Annotated in this window: 11 protein-coding genes; 5 read left to right on the top strand and 6 right to left on the bottom strand. The window is 76.0% G+C overall.

Features of this window, described 5'->3' with window-relative positions:
• Window positions 1-1,229: HNH endonuclease signature motif containing protein (locus ABD994_RS27300; protein ID WP_486303756.1), on the top strand; the 1,229-nt coding region annotated here is incomplete at its 5' end.
• A 53-nt stretch (window positions 1,230-1,282) separates the two neighbouring features.
• On the opposite strand, the gene ABD994_RS27295 is transcribed toward ABD994_RS27300, so the two are convergent.
• The 3 genes from ABD994_RS27295 to ABD994_RS27285 form a co-directional block, all read right to left on the bottom strand.
• Window positions 1,283-2,155, bottom strand: coding sequence for a 1,4-dihydroxy-2-naphthoate polyprenyltransferase (locus ABD994_RS27295; RefSeq protein ID WP_345423334.1), 873 nt, complete (start codon window positions 2,153-2,155; stop codon window positions 1,283-1,285).
• A gap of 63 nt (window positions 2,156-2,218) precedes the next feature.
• Window positions 2,219-3,484: a hypothetical protein gene (locus tag ABD994_RS27290; RefSeq protein ID WP_345423331.1), complete on the bottom strand. Its 1,266-nt coding sequence runs from the start codon at window positions 3,482-3,484 to the stop codon at window positions 2,219-2,221.
• 264 nt (window positions 3,485-3,748) lie between these two features.
• Window positions 3,749-4,417: a DUF998 domain-containing protein gene (locus ABD994_RS27285; RefSeq protein ID WP_345423328.1), complete on the bottom strand. Its 669-nt coding sequence runs from the start codon at window positions 4,415-4,417 to the stop codon at window positions 3,749-3,751.
• Window positions 4,418-4,560: 143 nt separating this feature from the next.
• Here ABD994_RS27285 and ABD994_RS27280 point away from each other — a divergent pair, with 143 nt between their 5' ends.
• Window positions 4,561-4,884: a YciI family protein gene (locus ABD994_RS27280; RefSeq protein WP_345423325.1), complete on the top strand. Its 324-nt coding sequence runs from the start codon at window positions 4,561-4,563 to the stop codon at window positions 4,882-4,884.
• Window positions 4,881-6,773: a DUF6596 domain-containing protein gene (locus ABD994_RS27275; RefSeq protein ID WP_345423322.1), complete on the top strand. Its 1,893-nt coding sequence runs from the start codon at window positions 4,881-4,883 to the stop codon at window positions 6,771-6,773. The genes ABD994_RS27280 and ABD994_RS27275 overlap by 4 nt, the downstream gene beginning before the upstream one ends.
• Here ABD994_RS27275 and ABD994_RS27270 read toward each other — a convergent pair whose 3' ends face one another.
• From ABD994_RS27270 to ABD994_RS27260, 3 genes are all read right to left on the bottom strand, one after another.
• A complete protein-coding gene (locus ABD994_RS27270; protein ID WP_345423319.1) occupies window positions 6,774-8,447 on the bottom strand; it encodes a DHA2 family efflux MFS transporter permease subunit in 1,674 nt (557 codons plus the stop codon). It lies immediately after the preceding gene.
• A gap of 85 nt (window positions 8,448-8,532) precedes the next feature.
• Window positions 8,533-9,294 (bottom strand): HlyD family secretion protein, encoded by a 762-nt coding sequence (locus ABD994_RS27265; RefSeq protein WP_345423316.1) that lies wholly within the window; start codon window positions 9,292-9,294, stop codon window positions 8,533-8,535.
• On the bottom strand, window positions 9,291-10,703 hold the full coding sequence (locus ABD994_RS27260) for an efflux RND transporter periplasmic adaptor subunit (protein WP_345423313.1): 1,413 nt from the start codon (window positions 10,701-10,703) through the stop codon (window positions 9,291-9,293). Before ABD994_RS27260 ends, ABD994_RS27265 begins: the two co-directional genes overlap by 4 nt.
• Window positions 10,704-10,844: 141 nt before the next feature.
• Here ABD994_RS27260 and ABD994_RS27255 point away from each other — a divergent pair, with 141 nt between their 5' ends.
• Together ABD994_RS27255 and menD are read left to right on the top strand one after the other, a co-directional pair.
• Entirely contained in the window at window positions 10,845-11,684 is an 840-nt protein-coding gene (locus ABD994_RS27255; protein ID WP_345423310.1) for a methyltransferase domain-containing protein, read from the top strand.
• A gap of 61 nt (window positions 11,685-11,745) precedes the next feature.
• Window positions 11,746-13,482: a 2-succinyl-5-enolpyruvyl-6-hydroxy-3-cyclohexene-1-carboxylic-acid synthase gene (menD, locus tag ABD994_RS27250; protein ID WP_345423307.1), complete on the top strand. Its 1,737-nt coding sequence runs from the start codon at window positions 11,746-11,748 to the stop codon at window positions 13,480-13,482.
• The last annotated feature ends 123 nt before the right edge of the window (window positions 13,483-13,605 follow it).

The raw sequence follows: 13,605 nt of genomic DNA, 5'->3' as shown, positions 1-13,605 counted from the left end.
ACGGCGGACCCAGCGACGGCGGACCCAGCGACGGCGGACCCAGCGACGGCGGACCCAGCGACGGCGGACCCAGCGACGGCGGACCCAGCGACGGCGGACCCAGCGACGGCGGACCCAGCGACGGCGGACCCAGCTGCGGCGGGCCCGACCCCGAGCCCCGCCCCGGACCGCGCGGCTGCGAGGACGACCACAGCGCGACCGGCGGCTCCGCCGGCGACGAGCCGGGCGGACCCGAGGGCGGCGGCCTCAGCGGCGGCACGGAAGGCGGCATCGGGCAGGGCCTGCTCGATCTGCCCGATCTTGTTGGCGATGCGGAGCCGTTCCCGGCGCTGCTCGATGGGCCGGAGCCGGGTTCGGGGCGGGTTCGCGGCGGGGTCGGGGAGGTGCGGTTGCGGCTGACCACCGCGCTGGGGCTCGATGACATTCCCGGCGCGGTGCCCGGCTACGGCACGGTCCTGGCCGGAGCGGCTCGCACGCTGCTGGCCCGTTACCGCCGGGGTGAGTGGCGGGTGGTGTGCACCGACGATCAGGGCCGCCTGCAGCACGTCCTGCTCGCCCGGCGACGACCACACCGGCCCCGACCGGGTGGGTCGGGGCAGCGGTGCCGGGCGATCGTCGAACTCCACGTTCCGACGACACTGCTCGCTGCCCTCGACCTCCGAGACCACGGTCGGTGGGCGGCGCTGCTGGCCGAGCTCCAGGCCAGGCTGGCCGAGCTGCCCCGCGAGGGTGGGCCACCGGCCGCCACGGTCGCTGATCTCTACCGCCGCCGGCCGCGGGTCGAGATCGACCGCTGGACCCGGGTCCGCGACCGCTGCTGCGTCGCCCCGGCCTGCCGCCGCCGCGCCCAGCACTCGGATCTCGACCACACCCTCGACCACGCCTTCGGTGGGCCGAGCCTGGACTGGAACCTCGGGGTGCTCGACCGCCACCACCACCGCGCCAAACACCACGGCGGCTGGACGCTCCACCAACCCCACCCCGGGCACTTCCGGTGGCGCACCCGCGCCGGCATCGCCCACACCACCAAACCGAGAAAGATCCTCCAGGAACCCGTGTCGCCCCGACCCGCCGGCACGCCCCGCCCTCTCCCGAATGACGCGCCCGCGTGGACCGACGACGACCACCCCGACTGGCGCGCCCGCTACCTCCGACAGACCGGGCTCACCCCACCGGCGAAGACCACCCCACCCGCCGTCCACCCGGCCGACGACCCGCCACCGTTCTGACCCGACAGCACTCCCGACACTCTCGGGAGATCGAGATCGAGAGCACCTGCGAGCTAGGTGAGGGCCAGCCCCAGACCCGTGGCCGCGCCCCAGACGAGCAGCCCGAGAGCGGTGTCGCGCAGCACCGGGATGAGCTGGGGCCCCGTCGAGCCGGCCAGGACCCGCCGCAGGCCCGGCCCGAGCAGGATCAGCGCGAGCAGGCCGGCCAGGGCGCCCCAGGCCCGCAGGCTCAGCACCAGCGTCATGCCCAGCGGCACGACGACGAGGGCCGCGTAGAGCACCCGGGTGTCGCGGTCGCCCAGCACGACGGCGAGCGTCCGCTTGCCAGTCTCCTGGTCCGACTCCACGTCGCGCAGGTTGTTCGCGACCAGCACCGCGCAGGCGAGCAGGCCCACACCCACCGAGGCGCCGATCCCGAGCCCGCTCGCCCGGCCCGTCTGCACGAACTCCGTGCCGAGCACGGCCACCGGGCCGAAGAACACGAAGACGGCGATCTCGCCCAGCCCGCGGTAGCCGTACGGCCGCGAACCGCCGGTGTAGAACCACGCCCCGAGCAGGCACGCCGCCCCCACGAGGATCAGCCACCAGTGCCCGCTGTACAGCGAGAGCGCGACGCCGGCGAGCGCGCCCGTGCCCAGACAGATCATCGCGGCCCGCCGCACCTTGTAGGGCTGGGCGGCTCCCGACCCGACGAGGCGCAGGGGGCCGACCCGGTCGTCGTCGGTGCCGCGGATGCCGTCGGAGTAGTCGTTGGCGTAGTTCACGCCGATGACCAGCGCCACCGACACCACGAGCGCGAGCACCGCGGCCACCGGGTCGAACGCGTCCACGCCGGCCGCCGCCCCGCACCCGGCCAGCACCGGCGCGATCGCGGTGGGCAGCGTGCGCGGCCGCGCTCCTTCCACCCATTCAGCGACGGTCGCCACGCCCGCCGAGGGTAGTGGCAGGACGGCGTCACCCGGCAGAGGTGCTCGGCACGCCCAGTGAGCTCAGCAGGGGGGCACCGGCGGCGCACCCTGGATGAAGGCCGCGGGCACGTAGCGGTCGGGGCGGGTGCGCAGCCAGAGGTTGCTCGTGCCCTGGCTGCCGGTGACCTGGCTGCCCGCGACCTGGCACTGCACCTCCACCTGGGCACCGTCACCCACGAGCCCGCCGTCGGCGGCCGCGCCGTCGGGGGTGGTGCGCTCCACGACCGGGCCGGCGCCGGAGGTGATCGCCCGGCCGAGCGAGGCGGCCCGCGCCGTCCACAGGTAGTCGACGGTGACGAAGGCGTTGTCGGTCAGCCCGAGCGCGTGGAAGGTGCCGTCGGCGAGGTCGATGCCGGCCGGGTTCTTCACCTGACGGCCGAATCCGTCGCGGCCGCCGTTGTACCCGTCCTCGAAGGCCGCCTGGGCGGCCGGGCGTCCCTGGGGCAGGTCCTTCCACTGCTCGCGCTGGTCCGGCGGGTTCCAGTAGTCGTCCTTGGTGTTCCAGGGGCCGACGTCCCACACGGGCACGGTGGCGCAGCCGCCGGCGTCGTTGCAGACCCGCACGCTGTAGTCACCGCTGCCGTTGGGCGAGAGCGCACGGCGGGAGGGCAGCGCGACGAACTGGTCCTCCGGGACGATGCGGTGCCCGTTGGCGGTGACGCCGCCGACGAGCCCCTCCCGGGTCGCGAACACGCGGTAGCTGGCCCGGGGGGTGATCGCGCGGGGTCCGGTCGCGACCTGGTCGGCGAGGACCTCGAGGCTGTGCACCGACGGGCCCGCCGAGCCGGTCGGCGCCAGGAGCGCCAGGCGCACCGCCACCGTGCGGGCGGGCTCGGGCAGCAGCGCCGGGGCGCCCGGCCGTGCGGGGATCCACTCCGTCCACTGCCCGTCCTCGGCCTGCCCGCGGACGTCGACCTCGACGGCCGACCCCGGTGGCACGTCGCCGGTGACCGGCGCGTCGATGCGGTTGACGGGCTCGGCGAACTGGTGCGGGCCCAGGTCGAGCAGACCCTGGCGTTCGGCTCCGCGCAGTGCGGCGGGGCCGGTCTCGGTCCCGTCTCGGCCGGTCGACAGCCGGGCCGTGCCCGCGGTGACCTCCACGCCGGTCGACAGCCCGGCCAGCGGCGGGGCCCAGCGCTGCGGGCCCTCGTCGCCGGGGGCGACACGGGTGTCCTGGGGGCCGGCCGGCGGGGTCGGGGCCGGGTCCCCGAACGCGACGGGCGGGCCGAGGGCGGTGACGAGGGTCAGGGCCGTCGTCAGGGCACCGGCGGCCACGACGAGTCCCACCCGTCGCGTCCGCCGGGCCCGGACGACCGGCCCACGGGTGGTCTGGGGTCGAGCCGTGTCGGAGCGCACGAGGCAGTGAACGGCGAGGTCGCGGGCGCGGGTGCCGTTCGCGGAGGAGATCCGCTCGATGGGTTGTCACCCCGTCGAGGGTTTCGCCACCCGTCCGGCGCGCCGCCTCGACGCCGATGCCTACGTGGTGCAGACGCACGGGACCCCCGGGGCTCCTGTGGGTGAGGCCCCGGGGGTCGGTCGTACGGGTCCGGCTCAGGCGGCGCGGCGCAGCCCCAGCGCGACCGCCGCGATCCACAGCATGGTGGCGATGGCGCCGATCGCGAGGGTCAGCGTGCCGGCGACACCACCGCCCATGGCCCAGCCCCAGCCCACGACGAGCGCCAGCCCGGCGACGCGGGAGGCCACGGCGGGGCCGCGACGGCCGGTGCGCGTGAAGTGGCGGCCGAGGACGAAGCACGCCGCGATGAGGCAGGTGAAGCTCAGCGTCCCCGAGACCATGTGGCCGAGGGCGTGCCAGGACATCGCGGTGATGCCGGTGGGCGCGCCGACCGGGCAGCCGTTGCCCGGGTCCATGACGAGGACCCCCGCCGCGGCGAGCCCGATCCCGGCGCCCCGCACCAGGCGCGGGGCCCACGTCGCGCCGGGCGTCCCGGCCAGCGCCGACCGCAGGCCACCGGCCCCGACGACGCACAGCACGCCGGCGACGACGAAGTTGGTGATCTGCACCCAGCCGAGGTCGCCGGTGGAGAGCTGGCTCAGGGGGTGGACCAGGATGTCGAACCCCTGGCGTGTGGCGGCCTGGGCGACCGACACCGCGCACCACCCGACGAGCCCGGTGGCGAGCACCGCCAGCCGGGTGCGGGTGCGGGTGGTGGTGGTGGAGGAGGTGGTGACGGCGGCGGGGGCGGTGATGGTGGTCATCTCGGGTGCCTCTCGGTGCGGGTCGGACTCTCGCCACCACGTCGCCCGAGCTGCTATGACAGGGAACGGCGCTGTTCCCTGTCGCATCGGCCCGGTCGACGTGGAGCCGGAAGCACCCGCACCACGAACCCGAGGAGATCGCGATGCGCTACCTGATGACCACCGGACAGAACAGCCGCCAGCCCGACGAGGCCCTCTTCGCGGAGATGGGCGCGTTCATCGAGGAGATGACCGCCGCCGGCATCCTCATCGCGACCGGCGGGCTGGAGCCCGGCGGCGTGAAGGTGACGTCCGAGGGCGACGAGATCACCGTCACCGACGGACCCTTCGTCGAGGCCAAGGAGGAGATCCTCGGCTTCGCCCTGGTCGAGGTGTCCTCCCACGAGGAGGCCCTCGAGGTCTCCCGCCGCTTCCGGCGCATCGTCGGTGACGGCGACAGCATCCTGCACCGGGTGATGGGCCCGTGACCTCTCCGCGTGGGGGCGGCCTGCACGCCCAGGTCGATGCGGTGTGGAAGCTCGAGTCCGCCCGCGTCGTCGCCGCCCTCACGCGGATGGTCCACGACGTCGGCCTCGCCGAGGAGCTCGCCCAGGACGCCCTGGTCGCCGCCCTCGAGCAGTGGCCCGCCGACGGCGTCCCGGCGAACCCCGGGGCCTGGCTGACGGCCGTCGCCAAGCGGCGCGCCGTCGACCACCTGCGTCGGGCCGAGCGCGCCGAGCGCGCCCACGACGCGGCCGCCCACGCGGACGCCGTCCCCGCGGCCGAGCCCGACGACGAGGCCGACGTCCTGCGCCTGATGTTCCTGTCGTGCCACCCGGTACTGCCCACCGAGGGACGGCTCGCACTGACGCTGCGCCTGCTCGGCGGGCTCTCCGCGGACGAGATCGCCCGGGCGTTCCTCGTCGACGGGACGACCGTCGCCCGCCGGATCGCCGACGCCAAGCGGACCCTCGCCGAGGCCGGCGCCGCCTTCGCGATGCCCGGCCGCGAGGAGCTGGCGGCGCGGCTCTCGTCGGTGCTCGAGGTCGTCTACCTGGTCTTCAACGAGGGCTACGCCGCGACCTCGGGTCAGGACCTGCTGCGCGGAGACCTCTGCGGGCAGGCCCTGCGCCTCGGGCACCGGCTCGCCGCGCTCGCCCCGTCCGAGCCCGAGGTGCACGGCCTCGTCGCGCTCATGGAGCTGCAGGCGTCCCGTGCGGCCGCGCGCACCGCCGCCGACGGCACGCCGGTCCCCCTGCACGAGCAGGACCGCGGCCGCTGGGACCCCGTCCACGTGCGGCGCGGGTTCACCGCGATGCTGCGGGCCCGCGACCTCGGCGGCGGGGGCGGCCCGTACGTCCTGCAGGCCGCGATCGCGGTCTGCCACGCCCAGGCCCGCCGCCCCGAGGACACCGACTGGGCCGCGATCGCCGCGCTCTACGACCGGCTCGCCGCCGCGTGGCCGACGCCCGTCGTCGCCCTGAACCGGGCCGTCGCCGTCGGGCGCGCCCGCGGCCCGGCCGAGGGCCTGGCCCTGGTCGACGCGCTGCGCGACGACCCCCGCCTGCGCGACTACCACCTCCTGCCCGTGGTGCGCGCCGACCTGCTGGCGCGCCTGGGGCGCGCCGACGAGGCCCGCCGCGAGTACGCCCGCGCTGCCGCCCTGACCCGCAACGACGCCGAGCGCGCGTTGCTCGACGCCCGCGCCGCCGACCTCGCGGTGCCGCCCGCCGGACCGACGCTCGCCGACCTCACCGCGGCGTTCCTCGCCGGCCTCGACGACCCGGCCCGCCGCGCCTACGGCCAGACGGTGCGCCGCCTGCTGCGCGGGCTGGGCGGCGACACCCCGCCGGCCGCGGTCACCGGCGACGACGTCGCCCGCGTGCTGACCGCCGCGTGGGGCGGGGCCGCGGCCGCGACGTGGAACCGGCACCGGGCCGCCGTGCGCTCCCTCGCGGCCTGGGCCGACCGTCCCGACCTGGCCGCGGGTCTCGCCCGCCGGGCGCCGGACACCGTGCCCGCCCCGCCGGTCGACCCGGCGCGGGTGGCGGCCCTGTGCGCCGACCCCGCCGTGCCCGTGCGGGAGCGCGCGCTGTGGTCGCTGCTGCACGAGTCGGGCGCCCCGGTGCGGGCGGTGCTCGCGCTCGACGTCGTCGACCTCGACCGCGACGACCGCGCCACCCACGACGGGACGGTCACATGGCGGTCCCGCACCGCCCGCCTGCTCGACGAGCTCCTCGACGGCCGCGAGCGCGGGCCGGTGTTCCGCACCGACCGCGGTCCCCGCACGCGGTTGTCCTACGAGCGCGCGGAGTACCTGGCCAAGCGCCGCACCACCGGCGAGCTCACCCTGGGCCGCCTGCGCGCACGCCGCTGATCAGGCCTCGACGACGACCTTCTCGCCGGTCGACGACGGCTTGCTGCGGAGCAGCAGGGCGAAGCCGACCGCCACGGCGCTGAGGGCCGAGGTGATCAGCATGAGGTCGTCGAAGGCGTTGGTGAACACGAGCCCCGTGGCCGCCTGGTCCATCGTGTAGCTCTGCAGCAGCGCCGCGGTGTGGCCGGCCGCGCTCCCGGCCGCGTCACCCGCGCCGCCGGTCGTCATCGGCTGGGCGCCGTGCGCCCCCATGAGGCCGCCCATGTCGCTCATGCCCTGGGCCTGCTCGCCGGTCATCAGGGCGGTCATCGCGGCCAGGCCCATCGCCGACGAGGTCCGCTGGACGAGGTTGTTGAACGCGCTGGCCCCGCTGGTGTTCTGCGGCGGCACGGCCGACAGGCCGTTGGTCATGATCGGCATCATCGCCAGCCCGATCCCGCCGGCCCGGAACGCGAGGATCCACTGCAGGTGGGTGTGCGGGGTGTCGATCGTGACGTCGCGCAGCATGAAGGTGCCGATGGTCATCACGCTCAGCCCGATCACCGCGGGCCAGCGGGCGCCGAAACGGTCGTAGATGCGGCCGGCCAGCGGCATCATCACGGCCATCACCAGGGCCTGCGGGAGCAGCAGCAACCCGGAGTCGAACGCCCCCATGCCCTGGAACTGCTGCAGGTAGACCGGGATGTAGAACAGCACACCGAACAGGCCGATCGAGATCACCGTGATGAGGATCAGCGAGTTGGTGAACGGCCAGAAGCGGAAGACGCGGACGTCGAGCAGCGGGTGGTCGACCTCGAGCTCGATCACCACGAACAGCGCCAGGCACAGCGACCCGAACGTCAGCAGGATGAGCACCCGGTAGCTCGTCCACCCCCAGCTCTCCCCCTCCGACAGCGCCAGGAGCAGCGAGAACAGGCCCGCGGCGATCGCGAGGAAGCCGGGCAGGTCGAAGCGCTTCGCGGCGCCGCCCGTGAACGAGGGCAGCAGCACGACCGCCGCGATCGCCCCGAGCACGCCGATCGGCACGTTGATGAAGAAGATCAGCCGCCAGTCGACGTACTCGACGAGGTAGCCGCCGAGCGTCGGGCCCACGGCCGGCGCCACGATGATCCCCAGGCCGTACATGCCCATCGCCGCGCCGATCTTCTCCCGCGGCACGATCCGGTAGAGCATCGAGAGCGCGACCACGGGGATCACGCCGCCGGGGATGGCCTGCAGGATCCGGAACGCGATCATGCTGTCGAGGTTCCAGGCGAGCCCGCAGAGCGCGGACCCGGCGGCGAACCCGACCAGCGAGAAGATGTAGGCCCGCTTGAGGCCGATCCGCTCGCCCAGCCACGCGCTGGCCGGGACGATCACGCCCAGCGCCAGCGAGTACGACGTCGCCACCCACTGGATGTCCTCGGTGGTGGCGCCGAAGTCCTTCTGCATGGCCGGGATGGCCACATTGACGATGCTGACGTCGAGCACCGACATGAACATCCCGACGACCAGGACGATCAGCGAGACCACCCAGGGGCCCGACGACGCGGGCGCCGCGGGCGTCGGCGGCGGTCCGGACGCCGGGCCGGCCGGGGCGGCCGGGGGTGCCGGGGCCGGCTCCAGCGGCGGTGCCGGGGTGCTCGGCGCGCTCACCGTCTCGGTGTCCGGGCCGGCGGACGTCTCGGTCGACACGATCGGATTCTCGCATCCGCAGCGCCGTCCCGACGGTCCCGGAAATCCGGGAAAGCGCAGGTCAACGGCCCAAAGCGGACGCGCGTCACCGCCCGTCCCGGTGGATGTCGACCTCGGTGTTCATGCCGGGGATGAGCTCGAGCCCGCGCGGGTCGTCGATCGTGATCTTGACGGGGATGACCTGGGTGACCTTCTGGAAGTTCCCCGAGCTGTTCGACTGCGGCAGCGGCGAGAACACCCCGGCGGCGCCGCCCTGGATCTCGCGGACCGAGCCCGTCAGCGGCACGTCGGGGTAGGCGTCGACGGAGATGTCGACGGGCGCGCCGACGCGCACCTGGTCGATGTCGGTCTCGTCCACGCGGGCGGTGACCGTGAGGTCGGAGACGTCGTAGGCGACCGCGAGCTGGGTGCCCGCCGTGACGAACGCGCCCTCGGTGGTGTCGTCGACCGCGACCGTCCCGGCGGCGGGGGCGCGGATCGTCAGCTGGGGCTGGACGTAGGCGCCCTGCAGCTGGATGCGGCCGACGGCCTGGTCGCGCTCCAGGACGGTGCCCTGCGTCGCCGACCAGTCGACGAGGGTCCCCGCGGCCGGGGCGACGATCGGGATCTGGGTGCCGTCGACCTGCGCGTTGTCGGTGGAGACGTACCGGCTCGAGACCACGAAGTAGTTGATCGTGAAGGCGGCCGCGGCGATCAGGGCGATCACCACGATGACGATCAGCGCGATGCGCGTGGAGCGCTTGAGGGGGCGTCGCCCCGAGGTCGCCTGCTCCTCGGTGGGCTCCGCGGCGGCGGGCTCCTCCGCGGTGGCGATCGGGCCGGTGGACGGGTCGTCGGGCTGGCTCATCGGGACCTGCCTCCGGTCGTGAGGACCTGCTGGTTCTCCTGCAGACCGCCGAGCACCTGCGTGCGGTCGGTGCCGACGAGCCCGGCGTTGAACCGGGTCGTCTGCGTGCTCCCGCCCGGGCCGATGACGACGACCGAGCTCGACGTGCCCTGCCGGCGCACGGCCGAGTTCGGGACGGTGAGCACGTTGTCGACCTGCCCGGTGACCACCGACGCCCGCGCCGTCTGGCCCTCGCGCAACCGCGGGTCGGGCGCGGTCAGCGCGACCGTCACGTAATAGTTGACGACGTTCGCGATCGCCGCGCCCGACGGCGCGACGGCCTGCACGGTGCCGCCCAGCGTGGCGTCCGGGATCGCGTCCACCGCGACGTCGACGTGCTGGCCCACGGCGATCGCGGCCGCGTCCTCCTCCTGGAACGGCACGACCACCTGCAGCGCGCTCGCGTCGTCCAGCACGACGAACTGCGCGCCGCCGGGCCGGGTCGGGGTGGTGCCCCCGGCCGCGCCGGCCGCGCCCGAGGCGGCGCTCGCGGCCGGGGCACCGGGGATGGCCGCGGCGCCGCCGGGCGCCTGCGCCGTCGTGCCCGAGCTCGCGCCGACGAACTCGCCGACCACTCCGTTGAGGGCGGTGACGGTCCCCGCCGACGGCGCCCGCAGCGTGGTGTTCTCGAGGTTCTGCCGCGCGGTGTTCACCCCCGCGCGCGCCCCGTCGACGGCGGCCTCCGCGGCGTCGAGGGTGTGCGGGCGCTGGGCCTCGGCGGCGTCGAGGTTGTTCTGCGCCTGGACGACGCCCTGCCGGGCCTGCTCGACCTGCAGGTCGCCCGCCGCCGAGGAGCCGCCGGCACCGCCGGCGGCCCCTCCCGATGCCGCCGCCGGTGAGGCGCCACCCGACGCACCGCCCGCGGCGCCGGCGCCCGCGCCGCCGCTGGCCGCCGCGCCTCCCGAGCCGGCCACCCGCTCGGTGGCGTCCAGGATCCGCTGCGCCTGCTCCAGCGCGGCCCGCGCGCCGCCGACCGACGTCGAGTCCTCGGCCTGCTCGAGCTGGGCCTCCTGGCCGTCGAGCTGGGCCTGGGCCTGCCGCAGCGACTGGCGTGCGGCGTAGTCGTCGATCGTGGCCAGGATCTGGCCCTCCTCGACGCGGTCGCCGACGCCGACGCGGACCGAGGTCAGCTGCCCGCCCTGGGGGAAGCCGACGTTCACCTGGCCGGACGACACCGACCCGACGGCCGACACCGACGTGCTGACAGTCCCGCGCGTCACCGCGACGGTGCGGGGCGCGGCGGGCGTCGCGGACCCGCAGCCGGCGACGACGGCGCCCGCGGCGACGACGGCCACCGCCACCGCACCGAGACGGACCGCGCGACCGGCGGGACGCTGCCGTGCGCGCGGCGGCGTGGTGTCCAGAGCCACCCGGCCTCCTCGTGGTTGGTACATACAAGTAACGGCGCGTGGCGCAGCATGGCACGGTCGGAGCAACCGGTGGAGAGGAGCATCCGACTGGTCCGAGTGGAGCAGTTCCGCCGTCGGTCCGGATCCACCAGGATCGGCGCCGTGACCAGCCACGACGCCCCCAGGTCCGCGACGGCGGCGATCTCGCTGCACGACTTCACCGACATCGACCACTCGGCGGAGTCGACCTACGTCGCCGCCCTCGAGGCCTTCGACCGCCTGCCGCTGCTCCGGGAGCTCAAGGCCCTCGCGATCGAGCGCACGGGGATCGGCCCGGGCCGGCGCGTCCTCGACGTCGGGTGCGGGTTCGGGCTCGAGACGCTCCGGCTCGCGGCGCTCGTGCAGCCCGGCGGCGCGGTCTCCGGCATCGACCTGTCGCAGGACTTCATCGCCGAGGCCCGGCGCCGGGCGGCCGCGGCCGGGCTGGAGGTCGACCTCGTGCCGGGCGACGCGCAGCAGCTGCCCTACCCCGACGGCGCCTTCGACGTCGCGCGCGTCGAGCGGGTGCTGATCTACCTCGAGGACCCGGGCCGCGCGCTCTCCGAGCTCGTGCGCGTCACCCGCCCCGGCGGCCGCATCGCGATCATCGCGCCGGACTTCGACACCAACACCGTGAACGTCGACGACCCGGCGCTCGTCCGCGCCGTGCTGGCCCACGAGGCCGACACCGCCGTGGTCAACCCCCGCCTCGTGCGCGACCTGCGCGGGCACCTGCTCGACCTCGGGCTGGTCGACGTCGAGGTCGCCAGCCGGATGGTCGTGTTCACCCCCGACCTCGGCGCGCGGTACTTCGGCCACCTCGGTGAGACCGCCGCGGCGGCGGGGGTCGTCGACGCGGCCGCCGGGCAGCGGTGGACGTCGACCATCGAGGCCCTGCACCGGGCGGACCGCCTGTTCGGCGCCATCGGCTACTACCTGTTCACCGCGACCCGCCCCGCGTGAGCAGCGCCGCACCCGCGGCCGACGACGGGTGCGGACCGGCCGTGGTCTCTACCGTGGAGTCGTGATCCCCTCCACGGCGCAGGCCCGGGTCGTCGTGGACGAGTGGGTGCGGGCCGGCGTGCACGACGTGGTCGCGTGCCCCGGGTCGCGCAACGCGCCGCTGCTCGTGGCCCTGCACGCCGCCGACCGCGACGGGCGGCTGCGGCTGCACGTCCGCATCGACGAGCGCGGCGCCGGCTTCCTCGCGGTCGGCATCGGGACGGTGTCCGGGCGCGTGGTGCCGGTGGTGGTGACGTCCGGGACCGCCGTCGCGAACCTGCACCCCGCGGTGCTCGAGGCCTCCCGGTCCGGGGTCGGGGTGCTGGTGGTCAGCGCCGACCGGCCCGTCGAGCTCGTCGGCAGCGGCGCCAACCAGACGATCGACCAGGTCGGCCTGTTCGGCGGCGCGGTGCGGGCGTCGGTGGTGATGCCGCTCGCCGAGGACCGGCCGGGCGCGGCGCGCACCTGGCGCACGGTCGTCACCCGCGCGCTCGATCGCGCGACGGGCGCCAGCGGCGGCGACCCGGGGCCGGTCCAGCTCGACGTGCCGCTGCGCGAGCCGCTGCTCGACGACGCCGCGGACCCGCCGGGCGAGACCGACCCGACGCTGGCCGGCCGGCCCGGCGGCGCGCCCTGGACCCGCACGGACACCGCCCCGCCCGGATCGCTGCTGGCCCCGCTGGCCCTGCGCGCCGGGGTGCGGACGCTGGTGGTCGCGGGCTCGGGCGGCGAGGCCGTGCCGGCCGGGGTGTCCCTGCCCGAGGGCGTGCCCGTGGTCGCCGAGCCCACGTCGCCGCTGTGGTCCGACCCGCGTGGGGGCCGGGCCCTGCACGCCGGCACCTCGGTGCTGCCCGCGGCCCTCGACGGCACGCGCCACGACCTGCACCCCGACCAGGTCGTCGTCCTCGGCCGGCCGACGCTGCACCGCGCGGTGTCGCACCTGCTCGCCGACCAGCGCGTCACCGTCCTCGCCGTACCCGCCGTCGCCCCGACCGGCCGCCGTCCCCGCCCCGGCTGGACCGACGTCGCCGGCGCCGTCACCGCCGTGGGTGCCCTGCCGCCCCCCGACGACTGGAAGCCCGACCCGGCCTTCGTCCGCGCCTGGGCCGAGGCCGACGAGGCCGCCGCGGAGGCGCTCACCGGCACCGGCGGCGGGGACGGCCCGGCGCTCGCCGCCGCCACCGTCGCCGCCCTGCCGGCGGGCGCGCACCTCGTGGTCGGCGCCTCGGCCCCCATCCGTGACGTCGCGCTGGCCGCGCGGCCCCGCGCGGACGTGACAGTGCACTCCGCGCGCGGCGTGTCCGGCATCGACGGCGCGGTGTCGCTGGCCACCGGCGTCGCGCTGGCCCACCCCGGCCCGACGTACGCGCTGCTGGGCGACCTGACGTTCCTGCACGACGCGAGCGGCCTGGTCGTGGGGCCGCAGGAGCCGCGCGGGGAGCTGACGATCGTGGTCGCCAACGACGACGGCGGCGGGATCTTCACCACGCTCGAGCAGGGGGCGCCGCGCTACGCCGACGCCTTCGAGCGCGTCTTCGGCACCCCGCACGGCACCGACCTCGCCGCGCTGTGCGCGGCCCACCACGTGGCCCACCGGCGCGCCGGCCTCGCCGACCTGCCGGCCGCGCTCGCCCCGACCGGGCGGCCGGGCACCCGCGTCGTCGAGGTCGTCGTCGACCGCACCCGGCGGCGGGCCGGCGGCGAGGAGACGGCCGCGGCGGTGCGCGCGGCGCTGGGGCGGGCCCGTCCCGGGGAGTGACCCGGCCGGAGAGTGACCAGAGCCGTCACCGCACGCGCCCACCACGGGCCATCAGGGATGATGCGTCGGCCACGGACGACGACGCGGCGGCCGGAGGGGCCGCCGGGAGAGGAGTGTCGCGGG

Origin of the sequence: Actinomycetospora chlora (genome assembly GCF_039542135.1) — a bacterium.
GTDB lineage: Bacteria > Actinomycetota > Actinomycetes > Mycobacteriales > Pseudonocardiaceae > Actinomycetospora > Actinomycetospora chlora.
Note: the sequence above shows the minus strand (reverse complement) of the source record. Positions and strands in the feature narration are given on the sequence as shown.

Excerpts from the sequence above, each read along its gene's own strand:
- ABD994_RS27265 (WP_345423316.1), bottom strand. The coding sequence starts at position 9,294 with ATGAGCCAGCCCGACGACCCGTCCACCGGCCCGATCGCCACCGCGGAG.
- ABD994_RS27280 (WP_345423325.1), top strand. The coding sequence starts at position 4,561 with ATGCGCTACCTGATGACCACCGGACAGAACAGCCGCCAGCCCGACGAG.
- ABD994_RS27285 (WP_345423328.1), bottom strand. The coding sequence starts at position 4,417 with ATGACCACCATCACCGCCCCCGCCGCCGTCACCACCTCCTCCACCACC.